This window comes from Xanthomonas sp. GPE 39 (assembly GCF_000963005.1).
Taxonomy (GTDB): domain Bacteria; phylum Pseudomonadota; class Gammaproteobacteria; order Xanthomonadales; family Xanthomonadaceae; genus Xanthomonas_A.
In genome coordinates this window covers 2,650,914-2,666,271 of the sequence record NZ_JZHZ01000007.1, presented here as the reverse complement: position 1 = coordinate 2,666,271, position 15,358 = coordinate 2,650,914, and the positions used below count along the sequence as shown (strand labels likewise).

At 63.1% G+C, this 15,358-nt stretch carries 15 protein-coding genes; 11 read left to right on the top strand and 4 right to left on the bottom strand.

Translation table 11 applies throughout. The annotated features are described in order from the left end of the window. Positions 1–13 precede the first annotated feature (13 nt). From XALGPE39_RS11115 to XALGPE39_RS11100, 4 genes are all read left to right on the top strand, one after another. The gene (locus XALGPE39_RS11115; RefSeq protein WP_045729159.1) at positions 14–289 is read left to right on the top strand and encodes a DUF493 family protein; all 276 of its coding nucleotides are present in this window, start codon (positions 14–16) and stop codon (positions 287–289) included. Further along, complete coding sequence (gene lipB, locus XALGPE39_RS11110; RefSeq protein WP_045728235.1) at positions 277–969, top strand: lipoyl(octanoyl) transferase LipB; 693 nt, start codon at positions 277–279, stop codon at positions 967–969. Before XALGPE39_RS11115 ends, lipB begins: the two co-directional genes overlap by 13 nt. A gap of 14 nt (positions 970–983) precedes the next feature. Next, complete coding sequence (gene lipA, locus XALGPE39_RS11105; protein WP_045728234.1) at positions 984–1,994, top strand: lipoyl synthase; 1,011 nt, start codon at positions 984–986, stop codon at positions 1,992–1,994. Between the two features lie 245 nt (positions 1,995–2,239). After that, complete coding sequence (locus tag XALGPE39_RS11100) at positions 2,240–4,417, top strand: carboxy terminal-processing peptidase (protein ID WP_045728233.1); 2,178 nt, start codon at positions 2,240–2,242, stop codon at positions 4,415–4,417. Positions 4,418–4,551: 134 nt separating this feature from the next. Here the strand turns inward: XALGPE39_RS11100 and XALGPE39_RS11095 are convergent, their stop codons facing one another. Together XALGPE39_RS11095 and XALGPE39_RS16485 are read right to left on the bottom strand one after the other, a co-directional pair. Further along, positions 4,552–5,385 carry an endonuclease/exonuclease/phosphatase family protein gene (locus tag XALGPE39_RS11095; RefSeq protein ID WP_235429903.1) on the bottom strand — a complete coding sequence of 278 codons (834 nt, stop codon included), beginning with the start codon at positions 5,383–5,385 and terminating at the stop codon, positions 4,552–4,554. Continuing rightward, the gene (locus XALGPE39_RS16485; protein WP_235429925.1) at positions 5,276–5,602 is read right to left on the bottom strand and encodes a hypothetical protein; all 327 of its coding nucleotides are present in this window, start codon (positions 5,600–5,602) and stop codon (positions 5,276–5,278) included. Before XALGPE39_RS16485 ends, XALGPE39_RS11095 begins: the two co-directional genes overlap by 110 nt. Before the next feature lie 61 nt (positions 5,603–5,663). Between XALGPE39_RS16485 and XALGPE39_RS11090 the strand changes: the two genes are divergently transcribed. The 4 genes from XALGPE39_RS11090 to XALGPE39_RS11075 all read left to right on the top strand — a co-directional run bounded on the left by XALGPE39_RS11090 (position 5,664) and on the right by XALGPE39_RS11075 (position 9,673). Continuing rightward, on the top strand, positions 5,664–6,719 hold the full coding sequence (locus tag XALGPE39_RS11090; RefSeq protein WP_045728231.1) for a bifunctional nicotinamide-nucleotide adenylyltransferase/Nudix hydroxylase: 1,056 nt from the start codon (positions 5,664–5,666) through the stop codon (positions 6,717–6,719). Positions 6,720–6,780: 61 nt separating this feature from the next. Beyond that, positions 6,781–8,205, top strand: a complete 1,425-nt coding sequence (locus XALGPE39_RS11085; RefSeq protein ID WP_045728230.1) for a nicotinate phosphoribosyltransferase — start codon at positions 6,781–6,783, stop codon at positions 8,203–8,205. Between the two features lie 231 nt (positions 8,206–8,436). Then, positions 8,437–9,156, top strand: coding sequence for a DUF2242 domain-containing protein (locus tag XALGPE39_RS11080; protein WP_045729158.1), 720 nt, complete (start codon positions 8,437–8,439; stop codon positions 9,154–9,156). 148 nt (positions 9,157–9,304) lie between these two features. After that, complete coding sequence (locus XALGPE39_RS11075; protein ID WP_045728229.1) at positions 9,305–9,673, top strand: glycine zipper 2TM domain-containing protein; 369 nt, start codon at positions 9,305–9,307, stop codon at positions 9,671–9,673. A gap of 109 nt (positions 9,674–9,782) precedes the next feature. Here XALGPE39_RS11075 and XALGPE39_RS11070 read toward each other — a convergent pair whose 3' ends face one another. Next, entirely contained in the window at positions 9,783–10,670 is an 888-nt protein-coding gene (locus XALGPE39_RS11070) for a TIGR01777 family oxidoreductase (protein WP_045728228.1), read from the bottom strand. 185 nt (positions 10,671–10,855) lie between these two features. On the opposite strand from XALGPE39_RS11070, the gene XALGPE39_RS11065 reads away from it, so the two are divergent. Then, positions 10,856–12,154, top strand: a complete 1,299-nt coding sequence (locus tag XALGPE39_RS11065) for a hypothetical protein (protein ID WP_235429795.1) — start codon at positions 10,856–10,858, stop codon at positions 12,152–12,154. A gap of 129 nt (positions 12,155–12,283) precedes the next feature. Continuing rightward, on the top strand, positions 12,284–13,192 hold the full coding sequence (gene gnd, locus XALGPE39_RS11060) for a phosphogluconate dehydrogenase (NAD(+)-dependent, decarboxylating) (protein WP_045728226.1): 909 nt from the start codon (positions 12,284–12,286) through the stop codon (positions 13,190–13,192). A gap of 47 nt (positions 13,193–13,239) precedes the next feature. Here the strand turns inward: gnd and XALGPE39_RS11055 are convergent, their stop codons facing one another. After that, positions 13,240–14,283, bottom strand: coding sequence for an oxidoreductase (locus XALGPE39_RS11055; RefSeq protein ID WP_045728225.1), 1,044 nt, complete (start codon positions 14,281–14,283; stop codon positions 13,240–13,242). A 705-nt stretch (positions 14,284–14,988) separates the two neighbouring features. Here XALGPE39_RS11055 and XALGPE39_RS16480 point away from each other — a divergent pair. Beyond that, complete coding sequence (locus XALGPE39_RS16480; protein ID WP_045728224.1) at positions 14,989–15,315, top strand: hypothetical protein; 327 nt, start codon at positions 14,989–14,991, stop codon at positions 15,313–15,315. Positions 15,316–15,358: the final 43 nt, after the last annotated feature.

Sequence of the window (15,358 nt, the reverse complement as noted above, 5' to 3'; positions counted from 1 at the left end):
CGATAATGCGCAGATGGACACCGTTTCCGATCAACCTCATGGCTTCCAGTTTCCTGGCGTCTTCGAATTAAGCGCGATGGGAGCCGCCAGCGCTGGCTTGGAATCGGAGCTGCCGCGCCTGCTGGCCACTGCCGGTGTGGAGGTGCTGGACGAACGCATCAGTTGGCAATATTCCTCCAATGGCAAGTACGTCTCGGTGCGGATCGCGTTCCGCGCTATGGATCGTGCCCAATACGACGCGGCACACGCCCTGCTGCGCGGGCATCCGGAAGTGAAGTGGACGCTGTAACCACCCGCGCGCCCGCGCTCCTGCCATGTGCGGTGCGCGACCTCGGTCGCCAGCCCTACGAACCAGTGTGGCGGGCGATGCAGCGCTTCACCGATGCCCGCGACGCGTCCAGCGCCGATGAGTTATGGGTGGTCGAACACGAGCCGGTGTTCACGCTCGGCCAGGCCGGCAAGCCCGAACACGTGCTGGCACCGGGCGATATCCCGGTGTTGCATGTGGATCGCGGCGGCCAGGTCACTTATCACGGCCCCGGCCAGTTGGTGGTGTACCCGCTGCTCGACCTGCGCCGCCTGGGGCTTGGCGTGCGCGAGTATGTGTGCCGGATCGAGCAGGCCATCATCGATACGCTGGATACATGGAACATTCTGGGCGAACGCCGCGACGGCGCCCCAGGCGTCTACGTCGGTGACGCCAAGGTCGCCGCGCTCGGCATCCGCGTGCGCCGCGGCTGCAGCTTCCACGGCCTGTCGTTCAATGTGGCGATGGACCTGGAGCCGTTCCGCCGGATCAATCCCTGTGGCTATCAAGGCCTGCAGGTGACTGCGGTGTTAGACTTGGGCGGTCCTTCTGGCATGCAGGCGGTCACCCCGGTTCTGCTAGCTCACTTGGCTCGCCAATTCGGACTGATGCTGCAACCGCTCGACGCTTTGCCCGACCTCACGCTCACGCACGCGCCCTGATCGCCGACCACGCCATGACCCAGCCCAGCGCACGCAGCATTCCCTTGCAGGTTCTCTCCGGCGATAGCGCATCTGCGCCGTTGCAGGCCGGAGTCAAGCAATTGGGCGAAGACAAGATCGCCCGTTCGCCAGTGCAATTTGCCGATGCGCCGGTGTTGCGCAAGCCGTCGTGGATTCGCGTGCGCCTGCCTTCCGGCAATGCGGTGCAGACGCTCAAGGCCAAGCTGCGCGAGAACCGTCTGGTCACCGTCTGCGAAGAAGCCAGTTGTCCGAACATCCACGAATGCTTCAGTCACGGCACTGCTACGTTCATGATCCTGGGCGAGGTGTGCACGCGCCGGTGCTCGTTCTGCGACGTCGCCCACGGCCGGCCCAAGCCGCCGGATGCCGGCGAGCCGGCGAGTCTGGCGCAGACCGTGGCCGATATGGGGTTGAAGTACGTGGTGGTGACCAGCGTGGATCGCGACGACCTGCGCGATGGTGGTGCCCAGCACTTTGCCGATTGCATTGGCGCGATCCGCGCCGCAGCGCCGGCCACTCGTATCGAAATCCTCACCCCGGATTTTCGTGGCAAAGGCCGGATGGAACGTGCGCTGGAGATCCTGGCGACGCATCCGCCGGATGTGTTCAACCACAACATCGAGACGGTGCCGGAGCTGTATCCGAACGTGCGCCCCGGTGCCGATTACCAGTGGTCGCTGACCTTGTTGCAGAAGTTCAAAGCGCAACACCCGGCCATCGCCACCAAATCCGGCATCATGCTCGGCCTGGGCGAAACCCTGGAGCAGGTCCAGGCCACGCTGCGCGACTTGCGTGCGCACGACGTGGACATGGTCACCATCGGCCAGTATCTGCAACCGACCGCCCATCATCATCCGGTCATGCGCTACTGGACGCCGGAGGAGTACAAGGCGTTGGAGGACTACGGCAACGCGCTGGGTTTCAGTCACGTGGCGTCTGGTCCGATGGTGCGCTCCTCTTACCATGCCGATCGTCAGGCTGCCGGTGCCGGCGTCGCTGCTTGAGCACGGCGATCTGCTTTCCCTCCTTCGCGTGTCGGTGAAGCGGCGCGCGTTGTCGCCGTGTCCTTTCGTTCCCCGTTCCGACATCCGCATCCGCACGTCCTGCACCGGTGCCGTTCACATTTCTGCGCACACAGGCGGCTAGTCTGGTTCAGGAATAGGTGACACGGCCTGCAACTTGCTCCACTGTCGTGTTGTCTGACGCGATGTGCTGCCCCTCCTGACGGCCTGGTGCCGAGAGTCCCTAGATGAAATTCAAAGCTCCCGCCTTCCTGCTGGCGTTTGCGCTGACCGCACCGCTGGCGTTGTTCGCCCGTACCGAGGCACCGGCCTTGCCGGCCGCCGCCACTGCTGCCCAGTCCACCACGTCCAAGTTGGTCTATGGCTTGCTGTCTGATAGTCGCTATGCCTATCGCCCACGCGCGCTCGACGAGGCGACGTCGAAGGAAGTCTTCAAGAAATATCTGGAGTCCCTGGACGGCAGCAAGCAGTTCTTCACCCAGGCCGACGTCGATAAGTTCGCCGGGTTCCAGGACAATCTCGGTGCCAGCATCGCTTCCGGCGAGCTCGAACCGGCGTTCGATATCTTCGCCGTCTACCGGCAGCGCGTGGACCAGCGCATTGCCTACGCGCGCAAGTTGCTCAAACAGGATTTCAATTTCGAGGGCAACGAGAAATTCGATTACGACCGCAAGAACGCGCCGTGGGCCAAGGACGATCAAGAACTGGATGCGCTGTGGCGCAAATCGGTGATGAACGACTGGTTGCGGCTCAAACTTGCCGGCAAGAAGTCCGAGGACATCCGCAAGACCCTGGACAAGCGCTACGCGAACCTCGCCGATTCGGTCAAGGAACTGAAAAGCGAGGACGTGTTCCAGCTCTTCATGAACGCTTATACCAACACTGTCGATCCGCACACCGACTATTTCACTCCGCGCACCGCCGAGAATTTCAATCAGCAGATGTCGTTGTCGCTGGAAGGCATCGGCGCGCAGTTGCAGAAGCAGGACGACCTGGTGGTGATCCGCGAGGTCATCCCGGGTGGTCCGGTGGCGCTGGATGGCACGCTCAAGCCGGGTGATCGCATCGTCGGCGTTGGTCAAGGCAAGACTGGCCCGATCGAGGACGTGATCGGCTGGCGCATTGATGATGTCGTGGCCAAGATCCGTGGCAACAAAGACACGCAGGTGCGCCTGGAATACATTCCGGCCGAGGCCGGCGTGGACGGCAAGCATCGTCAGGTCGTGCTGACCCGGCGGAAGGTGCGTTTGGCCGAGCAAGCCGCCAAGGGCGAGACCATGACCCTGCCGGCGAAGGATGGCGAGCCGGCGCGGCGTATCGGTGTCATTAAGCTGCCGGCGTTCTACCAGGACTTCGAAGGCCGCCGTCGCAATGCCAAGGACTACGCCTCGGCGACCCGCGATGTGGCCAAGCTGTTGGCCGGCTTCAAGGCCGACAAGCTCGATGGGGTGGTGCTGGATTTACGCAATAACGGCGGCGGTTCGCTGGATGAGGCGATCGAACTGACCGGCTTGTTCATCGAGCAAGGCCCGGTGGTGCAGGTGCGCGAATCCGGTGGCCGCGTCACCGTCAACAGCGATCAGAATCCTGCCGTGGCCTGGGATGGTCCGCTGGCGGTCCTCATCAACCGCGGTTCGGCTTCGGCATCGGAGATCTTCGCCGGTGCCATCCAGGATTATGGGCGTGGCCTGGTGATTGGCGAGACCAGCTTCGGCAAGGGCACGGTGCAGAACATTGTCGATCTGGATCGCTGGCCAGCCAACCAGACCGACCGCTTCGGTCAGGTCAAATTGACCATCGCCCAGTTCTTCCGTATCAGTGGCAGCAGTACTCAGCATAAGGGCGTGGTGCCGGACATCGCCTTCCCGGCCAGCGTCGATGCCACCGAGTTCGGCGAGAGCACCTACGACAACGCCTTGCCGTGGAGTCGCATCGCTGCGGTGCCGCACACGCAGTACGGCAATTTCGCTGCGTTGTTGCCGAAGCTGGAGGCGTTGCACACCAGTCGCATCGCCAATGAAAAGGAATTCCAGTGGTGGGAAGAGGACGTGCGCCAGTTCCGTGCCGAGGCCGCCAAAAAGTACGTCGTGCTCAACGAGGCCGAGCGCCGCGCCGAACGCGAGAAGCAGGACGTGCAGCGCAAGCAACGCCAGCAGATCCGCAAGCAGCTCGGCCTGCCGCTGGATCCTCTGGCCGACGATAGCAGCGACGACGGCTTGACCGGCAACGAGCGCGACATCGTCAAGGATGCCGCGCGCGAGAAGCTGGTCGACAAGCGTCCAGACCCGTTGCTGCGCGAATCGGCATCGATCCTGGCCGATGCGGTGAACCTGCTGGAAAAGGATCATCCGTTGTCGGCGCAAGTGCTGCCGCAATCCACCGGCCCGGGACGCTGGGCTGACTGACGCGAGGCTTCATCGCCACGTCGGCACAAACGCGCCATTGCTCAGCGGTGGCGCGTTTTTTGTGGCTGTGTGCTGGTGCGAATGGATGCGCTTGCAATCCGATGCGATGCGCGCTGGCGCGCCAGCGACCTGGATCAGGGCGTCCAGGCGAACTCGGCAATCACCGGAAAATGATCCGACGGCCAATGTCCCTGCGGTCGCGCATCCAGCGTGGCGTAGTGGGTGGCATGCAGTCCGCGGGTGAAAATCCAGTCGATGCGGCGATCCGGGTGTCCGCTGAAGTCATGGAACGTGGCTTCCGGCCCCAGCGGCTGCGCTACCTGCGTCCGCGCGTCGGTCAGCGTTTGGGTCAGAGTGCGGTAGGTCGGCGAATCCTGCACCGTGTTGAAGTCGCCGGTCAGCACGACGGGCACGTTCGCCGGTAAGGCCCGCAGGCGCGACACGATCAGGGCCGCTCCCTTGGTACGCGCCGACTCGTCTTCCTCGCGGTAGGGCAGGTGAGTATCGAATAGATAAAAACGGCGGCCATCGGCGATGCGCTCGAACAGCCCCCAGTTCACCATGCGTGGCAGTGGATGTCCCCAACTGATGCTGCCTGGGATTTCCGGTGTGTCTGACAGCCAGAAGTCGCCGGATGCGAGCAGTTTCAGCCGATGGCGGTCGTAGAACACGCCCATGCGTTCGCCGTCTTCGTGACCGTCGCGGCTGCGGCCGAACCAGCGATAGTTCGGTAATTGTGCGGCCAGATAGTCCGCTTGGCGCTTGACCAGCTCCTGGGTGCCGACCACATCCGGATGTTGCGCACGGATCAGTGCGGCCATCGCGCTGCGGCGGACTTCCCAGCGCTTGTCGCCCTCGCTATCGATCGGCACGCGGACATTGAAGCTCATGACCTTGAGCGGCATCGGCGTAGACGTTGTGGCTGGCCGATGTGCCTGCGCCGGAGCGATGGCCGCAATCAGTAACAACAATAAACTGCACGAATGCGCGAATCGTCTGGGCATTGACATGAAGGATCTCGACAAGGAAAGGCGAGCGCGAGGGTGGCATGGCGATGATGACGGTCGTCACCGCGCGCTGGCGTGCGCCGAGCCGTCGAAAGTCGGTAACGCCAAGATCGGTTGTCCGTTGCTGTCCACTACTTGCTTGGCAATGTGACGTTTGACCTTTGACGCTCCAGGACATGGGCGTAGCATGCACGCTAGCCGAAGGACAGACCTGCGGCACTCTACTTCACCCGTGAGGGATGCTCATGGACTACGACTACCTCGTTTTTATCGGGCGCTTCGAGCCCTTCCACAACGGTCATGCGGCCGTCGCCCGCCACGCATTGGCGCGCTCACGCAAGCTTATTTTCCTGATCGGCTCGGCCGAGACGCCCCGCACCATTCGTAATCCCTGGACCGTGGCCGAGCGCGGCGTGATGATCCAGGCCGCGCTTGAGGGCGCGGGTGAGCGCCTGATCCTGCGTGCGCTGCGCGATCACCTCTATAACGAAAGCCAATGGATCCTCGCAGTGCAGTCGGCGGTGGCCGATGCGGTGGGCCACGATGGCGGTGGTACCGATGCGCGGATTGGTTTGATCGGCATGGACAAGGATGCCAGCAGCTATTACCTGCGCGAGTTTCCGCAGTGGCCGCTGGTCGATGTGCAGCACACCGAGACCTTGTCGGCGACCGAGCTGCGCCGTTATCTGTTCGAAGCCGGCAGCATCGATTTCCACGGTGCCTTGTTGATGCTGCGCGGTAATGTGCCAGCGCCGGTGTTCGAGATGCTTGAGGCGTTTCGTAAGAACTCGCCGTCCTACGCGGAATTGCTTGCCGAGTATCAGTTTATCGAACAATACCGCGCCGCCTGGAAAGAGGCGCCGTATCCGCCCACCTTCGTCACAGCCGACGCAGTGGTGGTGCATTCCGGGCATGTGCTGCTGGTGCGTCGTCGTGCCGCGCCGGGGAAGGGGCTGTGGGCGTTGCCCGGCGGTTTCGTCGGCCAGCACGAGAGTATTCTCGATGCCTGTCTGCGCGAACTACGCGAAGAAACCCGGCTCAAGATTCCGGTCCCGGTCTTGAAGGGATCGCTGAAAAATCGCCACGTCTTCGACCATCCCGAGCGTAGCCTGCGTGGACGCACCATCACCCACGCCTTCCACTTCGAGTTCGTATTAGGCGAACTGCCCGAGGTGCGTGGCGGCGACGATGCTGACAAGGCGCGTTGGGTGCCGGTCAGCGAGGTGCTCGGCATGGGGCCGAAACTGTTCGAAGATCACCTGCACCTGCTCGAATTCTTTCTGGGCCGCGGTTGACGCGGTTTTTCTGGTCGGCGGACAGACTGCCGGCCTTCTTGGACGCGAAGGAGCTTCCGTCATGCAATGCCTGAATAACCTGCTGCTCAACACCGATAGTTACAAGGCCAGCCACTGGTTGCAGTATCCCCCCGGAACCGACGCGACATTCTTCTACGTCGAATCGCGCGGTGGTGTCTACGATCGCACCGTGTTTTTCGGTCTGCAGTCGATTCTCAAAGAGGCGCTGGGCCGCGCCATCACCCATGCCGATATCGACGAGGCGCGCGATCTGTTCGCCGTGCACGGCGAGCCGTTCAACGAGGCCGGCTGGCGCGATATCGTCGACCGTCTCGGCGGCCACTTGCCGATCCGGATTCGTGCCGTGCCCGAGGGCAGTGTGGTGCCCACGCACAATGCGTTGATGACGATTGAATCCACCGATGCGCGGGCCTACTGGGTGCCTTCGTATCTGGAAACGCTGCTGTTGCGTATTTGGTATCCGGTCACCGTGGCAACGGTGAGTTGGCACGCCAAGCAGACTATCCGTCAATTCCTGGAGCGCACCAGCGACGATCCGGATGGGCAATTGCTATTCAAACTGCACGATTTCGGCGCGCGCGGCGTGTCCAGTCTGGAGTCGGCGGCGATCGGCGGTGCCGCGCATTTGGTCAATTTCCTCGGCACCGATACCGTCTCTGGGCTGTTGCTGGCCCGCGCGCATTATCACGAGCCAATGGCCGGTTATTCGATTCCTGCCGCCGAACACAGCACGATTACCAGTTGGGGGCGCGCGCACGAGGTCGATGCCTACCGCAATATGCTTGTCCAGTTCGGCAAGCCAGGCGCCGTGGTCGCGGTGGTGTCGGACAGTTACGACATTTTCCATGCCATCCGTGCGTATTGGGGCGGCGCCTTGCGCGAGCAGGTGATCGCTTGCGGGGCGACAGTGGTGATCCGTCCCGACTCCGGCGATCCGGTCGCGGTGGTGCACCAATGTCTGGAGTTGCTCGACGAAGCTTTCGGTCATCGCGTCAACGGCAAGGGCTATAAAGTGCTCAACCATGTGCGAGTGATTCAGGGCGATGGCGTCAACCCGGTCAGCATCCGTGCCATTCTGGAGCGCATCACCAGTGCCGGCTACGCCACCGACAATCTCGCCTTCGGCATGGGCGGCGCATTGCTGCAACGGCTGGACCGCGATACCCAGAAGTTCGCGCTCAAGTGCTCGGCCGCGCGCGTGAACGGCACCTGGATCGATGTCTACAAAGATCCGGTCACCGACAAGGGCAAGCTCAGCAAGCGTGGCCGCGTGCGTCTGCTGCGTCAGCCCGAACACGGTGGATATCGGACCGAGTCGATCCCGGCCACGGTGGCCTCGGCGCAGGCTGTTGTGGGCCGGGACGGCGACGAAGACGCAATGGTGACCGTGTGGGAAAACGGACGCTTGCTGCAGGACTGGACCTTCGCGCAGGTGCGCGAACGTGCCAACGCGGCGCGTCTGTAGCAACTGTAGGCAGCGTGGCGCCCACGTAATGGTCGCCATAGCGCCCGCCCTTCTCGCACCGGCAGGGCGGGCCGACCCGCTCGAGACGGGTACCGCCGCAGTGCGGTGCTCGCCAGCGGTGCTTGCCGCCGGGTTCGCTAACCGCGGGATGAGCGACGACGACGACATCACTGCCGCACCGGCATGCTTGCCGCTATCCTGTGGCGCGATGCTCCCTCTCGGTCAATGGCCATGTCCGATTCTTCCAAGGTTCTCGTTCTTCCTGCGTTCGTGCTGGTCGCGATCGGCCTGAGTGGCTGTTTCGGCTCCAAGCAGGAGGGGCTGGTGAAAGAGAGCTTCAATTCCGATAACACCTATTCGCGCAACTATCAGGTGCAGCCGGCGCAGGCATGCGAATCGGCGCGTCGTGCGTTGTTGAGTCAGGGTTACGTGGTTGCCAGGGCCAGCGCCGATGCGGTCGAAGGCACCAAGAATTTCCAGCCCAGCGAAGACTTGCACGAGCAACTGGAATTGCGCGTGTCGTGTGTGCCGCATGGGCAGGACGAATCCTGGGTATTTGTCAGCGCGTTGCAGGACCGCTATGCACTGAAAAAGAGCCCGACCTCGGCCAGTGTCGGTGTCGGCTTGCTGGGCTCGGTGTCGTTGCCGATCGGCAGCAGCGACGATTCGATGGTGCGTGTCGCCAGCAATACGGTGCAGGACAGCGATTTCTACAAGCATTTCTTCCAGTTGATGAACGAGTTCCTGCCGAAGGGTAAGCCTGCCGCGTCGGCCGCGCCCGCGCACCCGCCAGCAGCGGCTCCCGCGCCTGCTCCGGTGCCTGCCTCGACGCCATCTGCGGTGCCTGCCCTGCCTGCCCCGCCAGCTCCTGCCGTCGCTGCGCCGGCATCGGCACCCGTGCCCGTGGCGTCGCAGCCTGCCAGCCAATCCGGCAAGAGCGGTGGCAATTGATGGCACCCTCGGCAGGGCGTTTATTGGCGGCGAGCCAAGTCGACTGAGCTTCACCAAGCATTCGCAAATCCGATGCGAAGCTGGCCGCCATCGAGAGTGCGATGTGCGGTCGTGAGTGCATCGGCTCGACCACCCAGGAGCAATCAGCATGAACACCGTCAAATCCGCTTTCTGTCTCGCCGTGCTCGGCCTTGCCACAGCTGTGGTGCCGTTAGCGCAGGCGTATCGCCACTACGGTCCCGAGGATGATGGCCGCCGTTTCAACGATGGCACCCGCGTGCACTGCAATAAGGTCGCGGTGCGCGAGAACAGCACCGATCCCGATCGCATTGGCGGCACCCTGGCCGGTGCGGCAATCGGTGGCCTGATCGGCCACGAAATCGGCAAGGGCAAGGGCAACACGCTGGCGACGGTCGGTGGTGCGGTGGCAGGCGGTGCCGCTGGTCGTTACATCCAGGGCAAGCGCCAGGAAGCCAACGGCAATCGCGAAGTCGAGACCGTCTGCAAGCGCTACTGATCCACTGCTTTCAGGATGTGCCCTGCGCCTCGGCGGACACTGTTTCCGCCGGGGCGTTTTGTTGAGTGCCTGTGGCAATGCGTTGTTTGGTGTTGGCGTCTCGTGGCACTCAGGCGAGTAGGGCGCGCAAGGCGGCATCCAGTTGCGGATAGCGGAATACGTAGCCTTCCTGCTGCGCGCGTGCGGGCAGGACGCGTTGGCTGCTCAGCAGTAGTTCGGCCATCTCGCCGAAGGCCAGGCGCAAGGCGCTGGCCGGCATCGGCAACAGCGTTGGCCGGTGTAGCGCTGCGGCGAGTTGTCTGGCGAAATCGGCATTGGTTGCCGGTGCCGGCGCGCTGGCGTTGTAGGCACCTTCGCCGCCGTGTTGCAACAGCCATAGCAACAGTGCGACATGGTCGTCGCGATGGATCCAGCTCATCCATTGTCGTCCCTCGCCCATGCGCCCGCCTAGCCCGAGCTTGAACGGCGGTAGCATCCTGGCCAGTGCGCCGCCATCGCGACCCAGGACCACACCGGTGCGCACCAGGCTGGTTCGCACGCCCAGCGTCTGTGCACGCAGCGCTTCGGCTTCCCAATCGCGGCATAGCTGCGCGGAAAAGTCATCTCCAGGTGTTGCCTGTTCGTCGAGCACATCGTCGCGGCGATCGCCGTAGTAGCCGATTGCCGAGCCTGAGATCAGGCAGCTCGGGCGTTGCGTCGGGCCGAGCTGCTCCATCCAGTCGACCAGCGCGCGCGTGGTGCCGATGCGCGAGGTGCGGAAGCGGCGTTTGCGGGTCGCGTTCCAGCGGCCCTCGCTCAGCGGTTCGCCAGCCAGATTGATTACTGCGTCTGCCGACGTGAGGCGATGCAGCGCGTCCAGTGCGTGTACCTCTGGCAGCAAACGCTTAGCACGCAAAAGGTCGCGACTCAGCACGCTGACCTGGTGTCCTGCCTGCACCAGCGCAGGACAGAGTGCGCGGCCAATGAATCCGGTGCCTCCGGTAATGAGTACGTGCATGAGAGTGCTCAGTTCGGTCAATGGAACAGGCAGTGTAGGCGGGCAATACATTGCGCAGGAGTGAATCCAACGAGTATGTGCCGGGCGCAGTGGCTTCGCGCAGCATGCACGGCTTGGGCGGCACGCTTGCATGAGTGCCGCGTCTTGGCGGTGTCCGGACGTTCGCTGCCTGCCATGTCTGCGCCATGATGCGATCCCTTGCACCTACATGTCTGTGGTGGCGTCGTGGCCGTGCCAGTGTGCTGATTGTGTCGCTGCTGGCGAGCGCCGCGTCAGCGGCTGTGCCCGATCCTGCGGACAGCGCCAGTGCGGCGTGTCTGACGAGTGTCCTGGGTCAACTTGGCTGGCACGTCACCAGTACCGTTGCCACACAGCCTCAGGTTTCCCCCGGCATGCCGTGCGAGCGCGGATCGCTTGCCGAGGCGCAGGCGCATGGTGATTTGCAGGTGGCATTGCCGGACACATGGAGCCAGATGCAGCGGCGGCAGGCGCTACGCAATTTGCTGGAGACATCGGCGACGCAGTGCGGTTATTTTCTGCGGCTCGGTGCCGCCACCGAGCGTGCCGTTGCGCGTTTGCAGGGGAATCCCGGTTATCGGTTCTCGGCCTTGCAACTAGGATGGATCGGATTTGGCCCACGCGGCGCGCGGGCGCAGGGGTGGCAGGGTTTCCGTAGTTTCGGTCGCGGATACCGCCCGGTGCAGGGCAATGCGCATGCGTTGGACGCGTTTTACAGCGGCTATGTGCGCTCGGAATGCGGCGTCGGCCGACAGGTTGCACAATTGGCGGCGCAACGCGAGCTGTATGGCGATGCCGGGTTTGATCGCGCGTTCAGTGCCGACGAACTTTCGATTGGCACGTTCCTCACCTTGCATCGCACCGACAGCATTCTACTCGGCGCGCATGCCGGCTCCCTCTTGGCCGATGGCAAAGCGGAAAAAACCGCGCAGCGTGGCCGTGCGGCGTTCCTGGGTGTGCCGGGTTATCTGGTGCATGTGTTCGGGTCTGGTTACTTGGACGACATCAACAATCAGGCCGAAAACTTCGTTGTCGTCGCGGTCAGTGCCGATGCGGCGCAGGCGTTGCGTCAGCATGGCGGCTTCGCCTATTACGACCGCAGCAACCGGCGTATCTGGGAGTTGGCACAGGCGTTGCGTGGCCCGGGTCGTGCGCGTTTCGAACGTTTGCTGGTGATGCACGATGCGCGTTTGCGCAGTGGGTTGTCGTTGGCGCAACGCCAGGTGTTGGCGCAGCTCGACGCGTTACTCGACGATCCTGTCTACCGTGGCTTGGACATCTATGTGCATCCGAAGGGTGTCAAGCCGATCGGCTACCACGTGGTGCGCTTGCTGGATCGCAATCCGCGCACTCCGTTTGCGATCGAGTTGACCCTGCACAACCTGCACACCACGCTGTATCGCCGTTGGCGCGCGCAGCAGTTGCAAGATTGCGTGCAGGCGTCATCTGCACGTGTCGCCGAGTAGTTGCCTGCTTCGCTGTGGTTTTGTCGGTAAGTCAGCGCACCTCGCCATCACCGGCGATCGTAACGCTCATCGCGGCGCTGCTGCTTCGTGCGATCCTAGGTATTCCTTTTTTCCAAATGGGAGCGACGCATGGAACTTGGACTGGTGGGTCTGGGGCGGATGGGGGCGAACATGGCCGAACGCCTGGTGCGCGGCGGGCACCGTGTGGTCGGTTTCGATCTGGGCGAAGCGGCGCGTAGCGCAGCGCAGCAGCGCGCGGTGGAGACCGTGGAGACCATGGCCGCGCTGATCGCGGCATTGCCTGCGCCGCGCGCGATATGGCTGATGGTGCCGGCTGGGCAAGTCGTCGACGAGACTTTGGCCGTGCTGATGCCGCTCTTACAAAAGGGCGACGTGATCGTCGATGGTGGAAATTCTTATTACAAAGATTCGATGCGTCGCGCCGAGGCGGTCGCTGCGCATGGCATCGCTTATGTCGATTGCGGCACCAGTGGCGGGGTGTGGGGGCTGCGCGAGGGGTATAGCCTGATGATCGGTGGTGACGCTGCGGCGGTGCAGCGCCTGCATCCGGTGTTCGCCACGTTGGCGCCAGCGGCCGATGCCGGTTGGGGACGGGTCGGGCCGAGTGGTGCCGGCCACTTCACCAAGATGGTCCACAACGGCATCGAGTACGGAATGATGCAGGCGTATGCCGAAGGTTTTGCGTTGATGGCGCGCAAGCAGGCGTTCGAGCTGGATCTGCATCAGGTCGCCGAGGTCTGGCGTCAGGGCAGCGTGGTGCGTTCCTGGCTGCTGGATCTGTGCGCGGATGCGCTTGGCAACAATCCGCGCTTGGATGGGATCGCGCCGTTCGTGCAGGACTCTGGCGAGGGTCGCTGGACCGTGGCCGAGGCGATCGACCTGAATGTATCGGCTCCGGTCATCACCCTGTCGCTGTTGGAGCGGTTGCGTTCGCGCGAGGACGATTCGTTCGCCGACAAGCTGTTGGCGGCCATGCGCAATCAGTTCGGCGGTCATGCGATGAAACACGAGGGCTGACGTGGGTGCCCGGTGCGGTGCACGACTTGTTTGATGGCCGATAGCGTTCAGTCCAGGACGACGGTGTTGCCGGAGTCGGCGCTGCGCATGCCGGCATCAAGCAGGCGCATGACTGCCAGCGCCTGCGCCGGATCCACCGGTGCGGGCGCGTGACCGATCATCGCGTCGCGGAAGCCGGCGTAGCAGTGGCGATAGTCGCCCCGATGCGGCGGCACGGTGTGTGTGGAGATCGTGCCGGCCGCGTCGATCAGATGCATCTGGCCGGGTAGGGGATCCTCACCCCAGTGCGGCGCGGCGGGTGTCAGACCGGCGCGCAACTGTGCTTCCTGTGTATCCAGGCCATGTTTGAGATAACTGCCGCCGGTGCCGTGGAGCGCGAAGCGCAAGCTGTTCGCCGCGACCAGCGAGCCAGCATGCAGCACGACACGCAGCCGTGGATAGCGCAGCAGCGCATGGAAATAATCCACGGTTTGCGCCTCGGCGCGTTGCAGTGCGAGATCGACCTGAATCGTCTGTGGCATGCCGAACAGTTGCAGTGCTTGGTCGAGCAGGTGCGGTCCCAGGTCGAACCACAGTCCCGACCCAGGCAGCGCATGTTCGCGCCAGCGGTCGCCGACGTGCGGGCGATGGCGGTCGAAGTGCGAATGGAATTCGGCGATGTCGCCCAAGGCACCGGTTTCCAGCACCGCGCGCACGCCGAGGAAATCGCCGTCCCAACGCCGGTTCTGGAACACGCTGACGATGCGGTCGGCACGCTGTGCCTGCGCGATCACCTGCTGCGCCTGCTGTGCATTCAAGGTGAACGGTTTGTCCACCAGAACATGCTTGCCTTGCGTGAGCGCTGCCAGTGCCAGCGCTGCATGTGTCTGGTTCGGTGTGGCGATCACCACCGCATCGATCTGCGGGTCGGCGAATGCCTGCGCGGAGTCGGCGACGATGCGTGTGTGCGGGTAGGTTGCGGTCACGGCGTCCAGGTGGCGGGAAACGACCGTATGCAGGCACAGCCCAGGCGTGTGTGCGATCAACGGGGCGTGGAAGACGCGGCCGGCATAGCCATAGCCGATCAGGGCGAGATTGACGGTCTTGGGCATGGCATCAGCATCGCGGGACTCGATGCCGACAGTATCGCCGAGGTCATTTCGCGGCCGCACTCACGCTCTCTGGATGCGCCGGTCACGCTGTATGGACGAGCTGCTATGGAAACTACTTATCTCGTCAATGACGCCATGTCCTATGGCAACGTTCATTGCACGCACGGACTCGGCGCAATCCTGCGCCGGTCGATGTGCTGCCATGGACCAGGCTCATGTGTTCGCCGCCGATCCCCCGATCAGTGCTGGCAGAACCATGGCGGCATTGACGAGTCCGACAGCATGCGGCACGTCGGTGTGGCCGAGCACGATACCGAGGCGAAGGCGGATTGGCTCGCCAACAGGCAGGCGTGTGCGATTAGCTCAAGGTCGATAGCGTCAACGCGGCTGTCAAGTGTTTTGGCCCGGTCAAGGCCAAAAGCCAAGGCAATCAGGCTGTGTGGGAGGTCAAGAGGATCAGCGCAGGCAAAACAGTGAGCGCCTCCGGGCTCAAGATCGGTGCCGCCATGGCCTGATCCAGTACGGTCTGGCCGCAGCATGCGCAGTGACGCCGTTCACGGATAATGGTTGTTTATGTAACGCATCGTTCCATATACGTTCTCTTTGCTTTTTGCAAGGCGCAGGTTGCGATTCCTGTCCCATTTCGCGCGAAATTGACATCTGCTCAGACATCATGCGGTTACGTTTGTTAACCGATAAAGCAAGATGCTGGACACTAATACTCATCCAGGGGCAAGCCATGCGGCGGCGGCGGCGGCGGCGTTAGATGCTGCACTTTCCGGCCAGGGCGCGCGACCGTCCCCTCTGCTTGCGGCGGTACGCAAGCTCGAAGCGCAGCTTTGCATGCTATTGGCCAGCGTCCATGAAGACGCCATCTTCTGGCCGTCTTTCTCCGCGTTGATGATGGAGTTGGATCGAGACTTGAGCTACTCCGAATGTCGGCGTTTGCGTGGACATGCCGATTTCTTGCTGCTGCGTGCCGGGAGGACGTCTCAGACCATGAACGTGGTTCAAGCCGACGCCGTTCTGTAGAGCGATCCGCTTAACTGCCTGTGAAATATTGGATCCATTATCT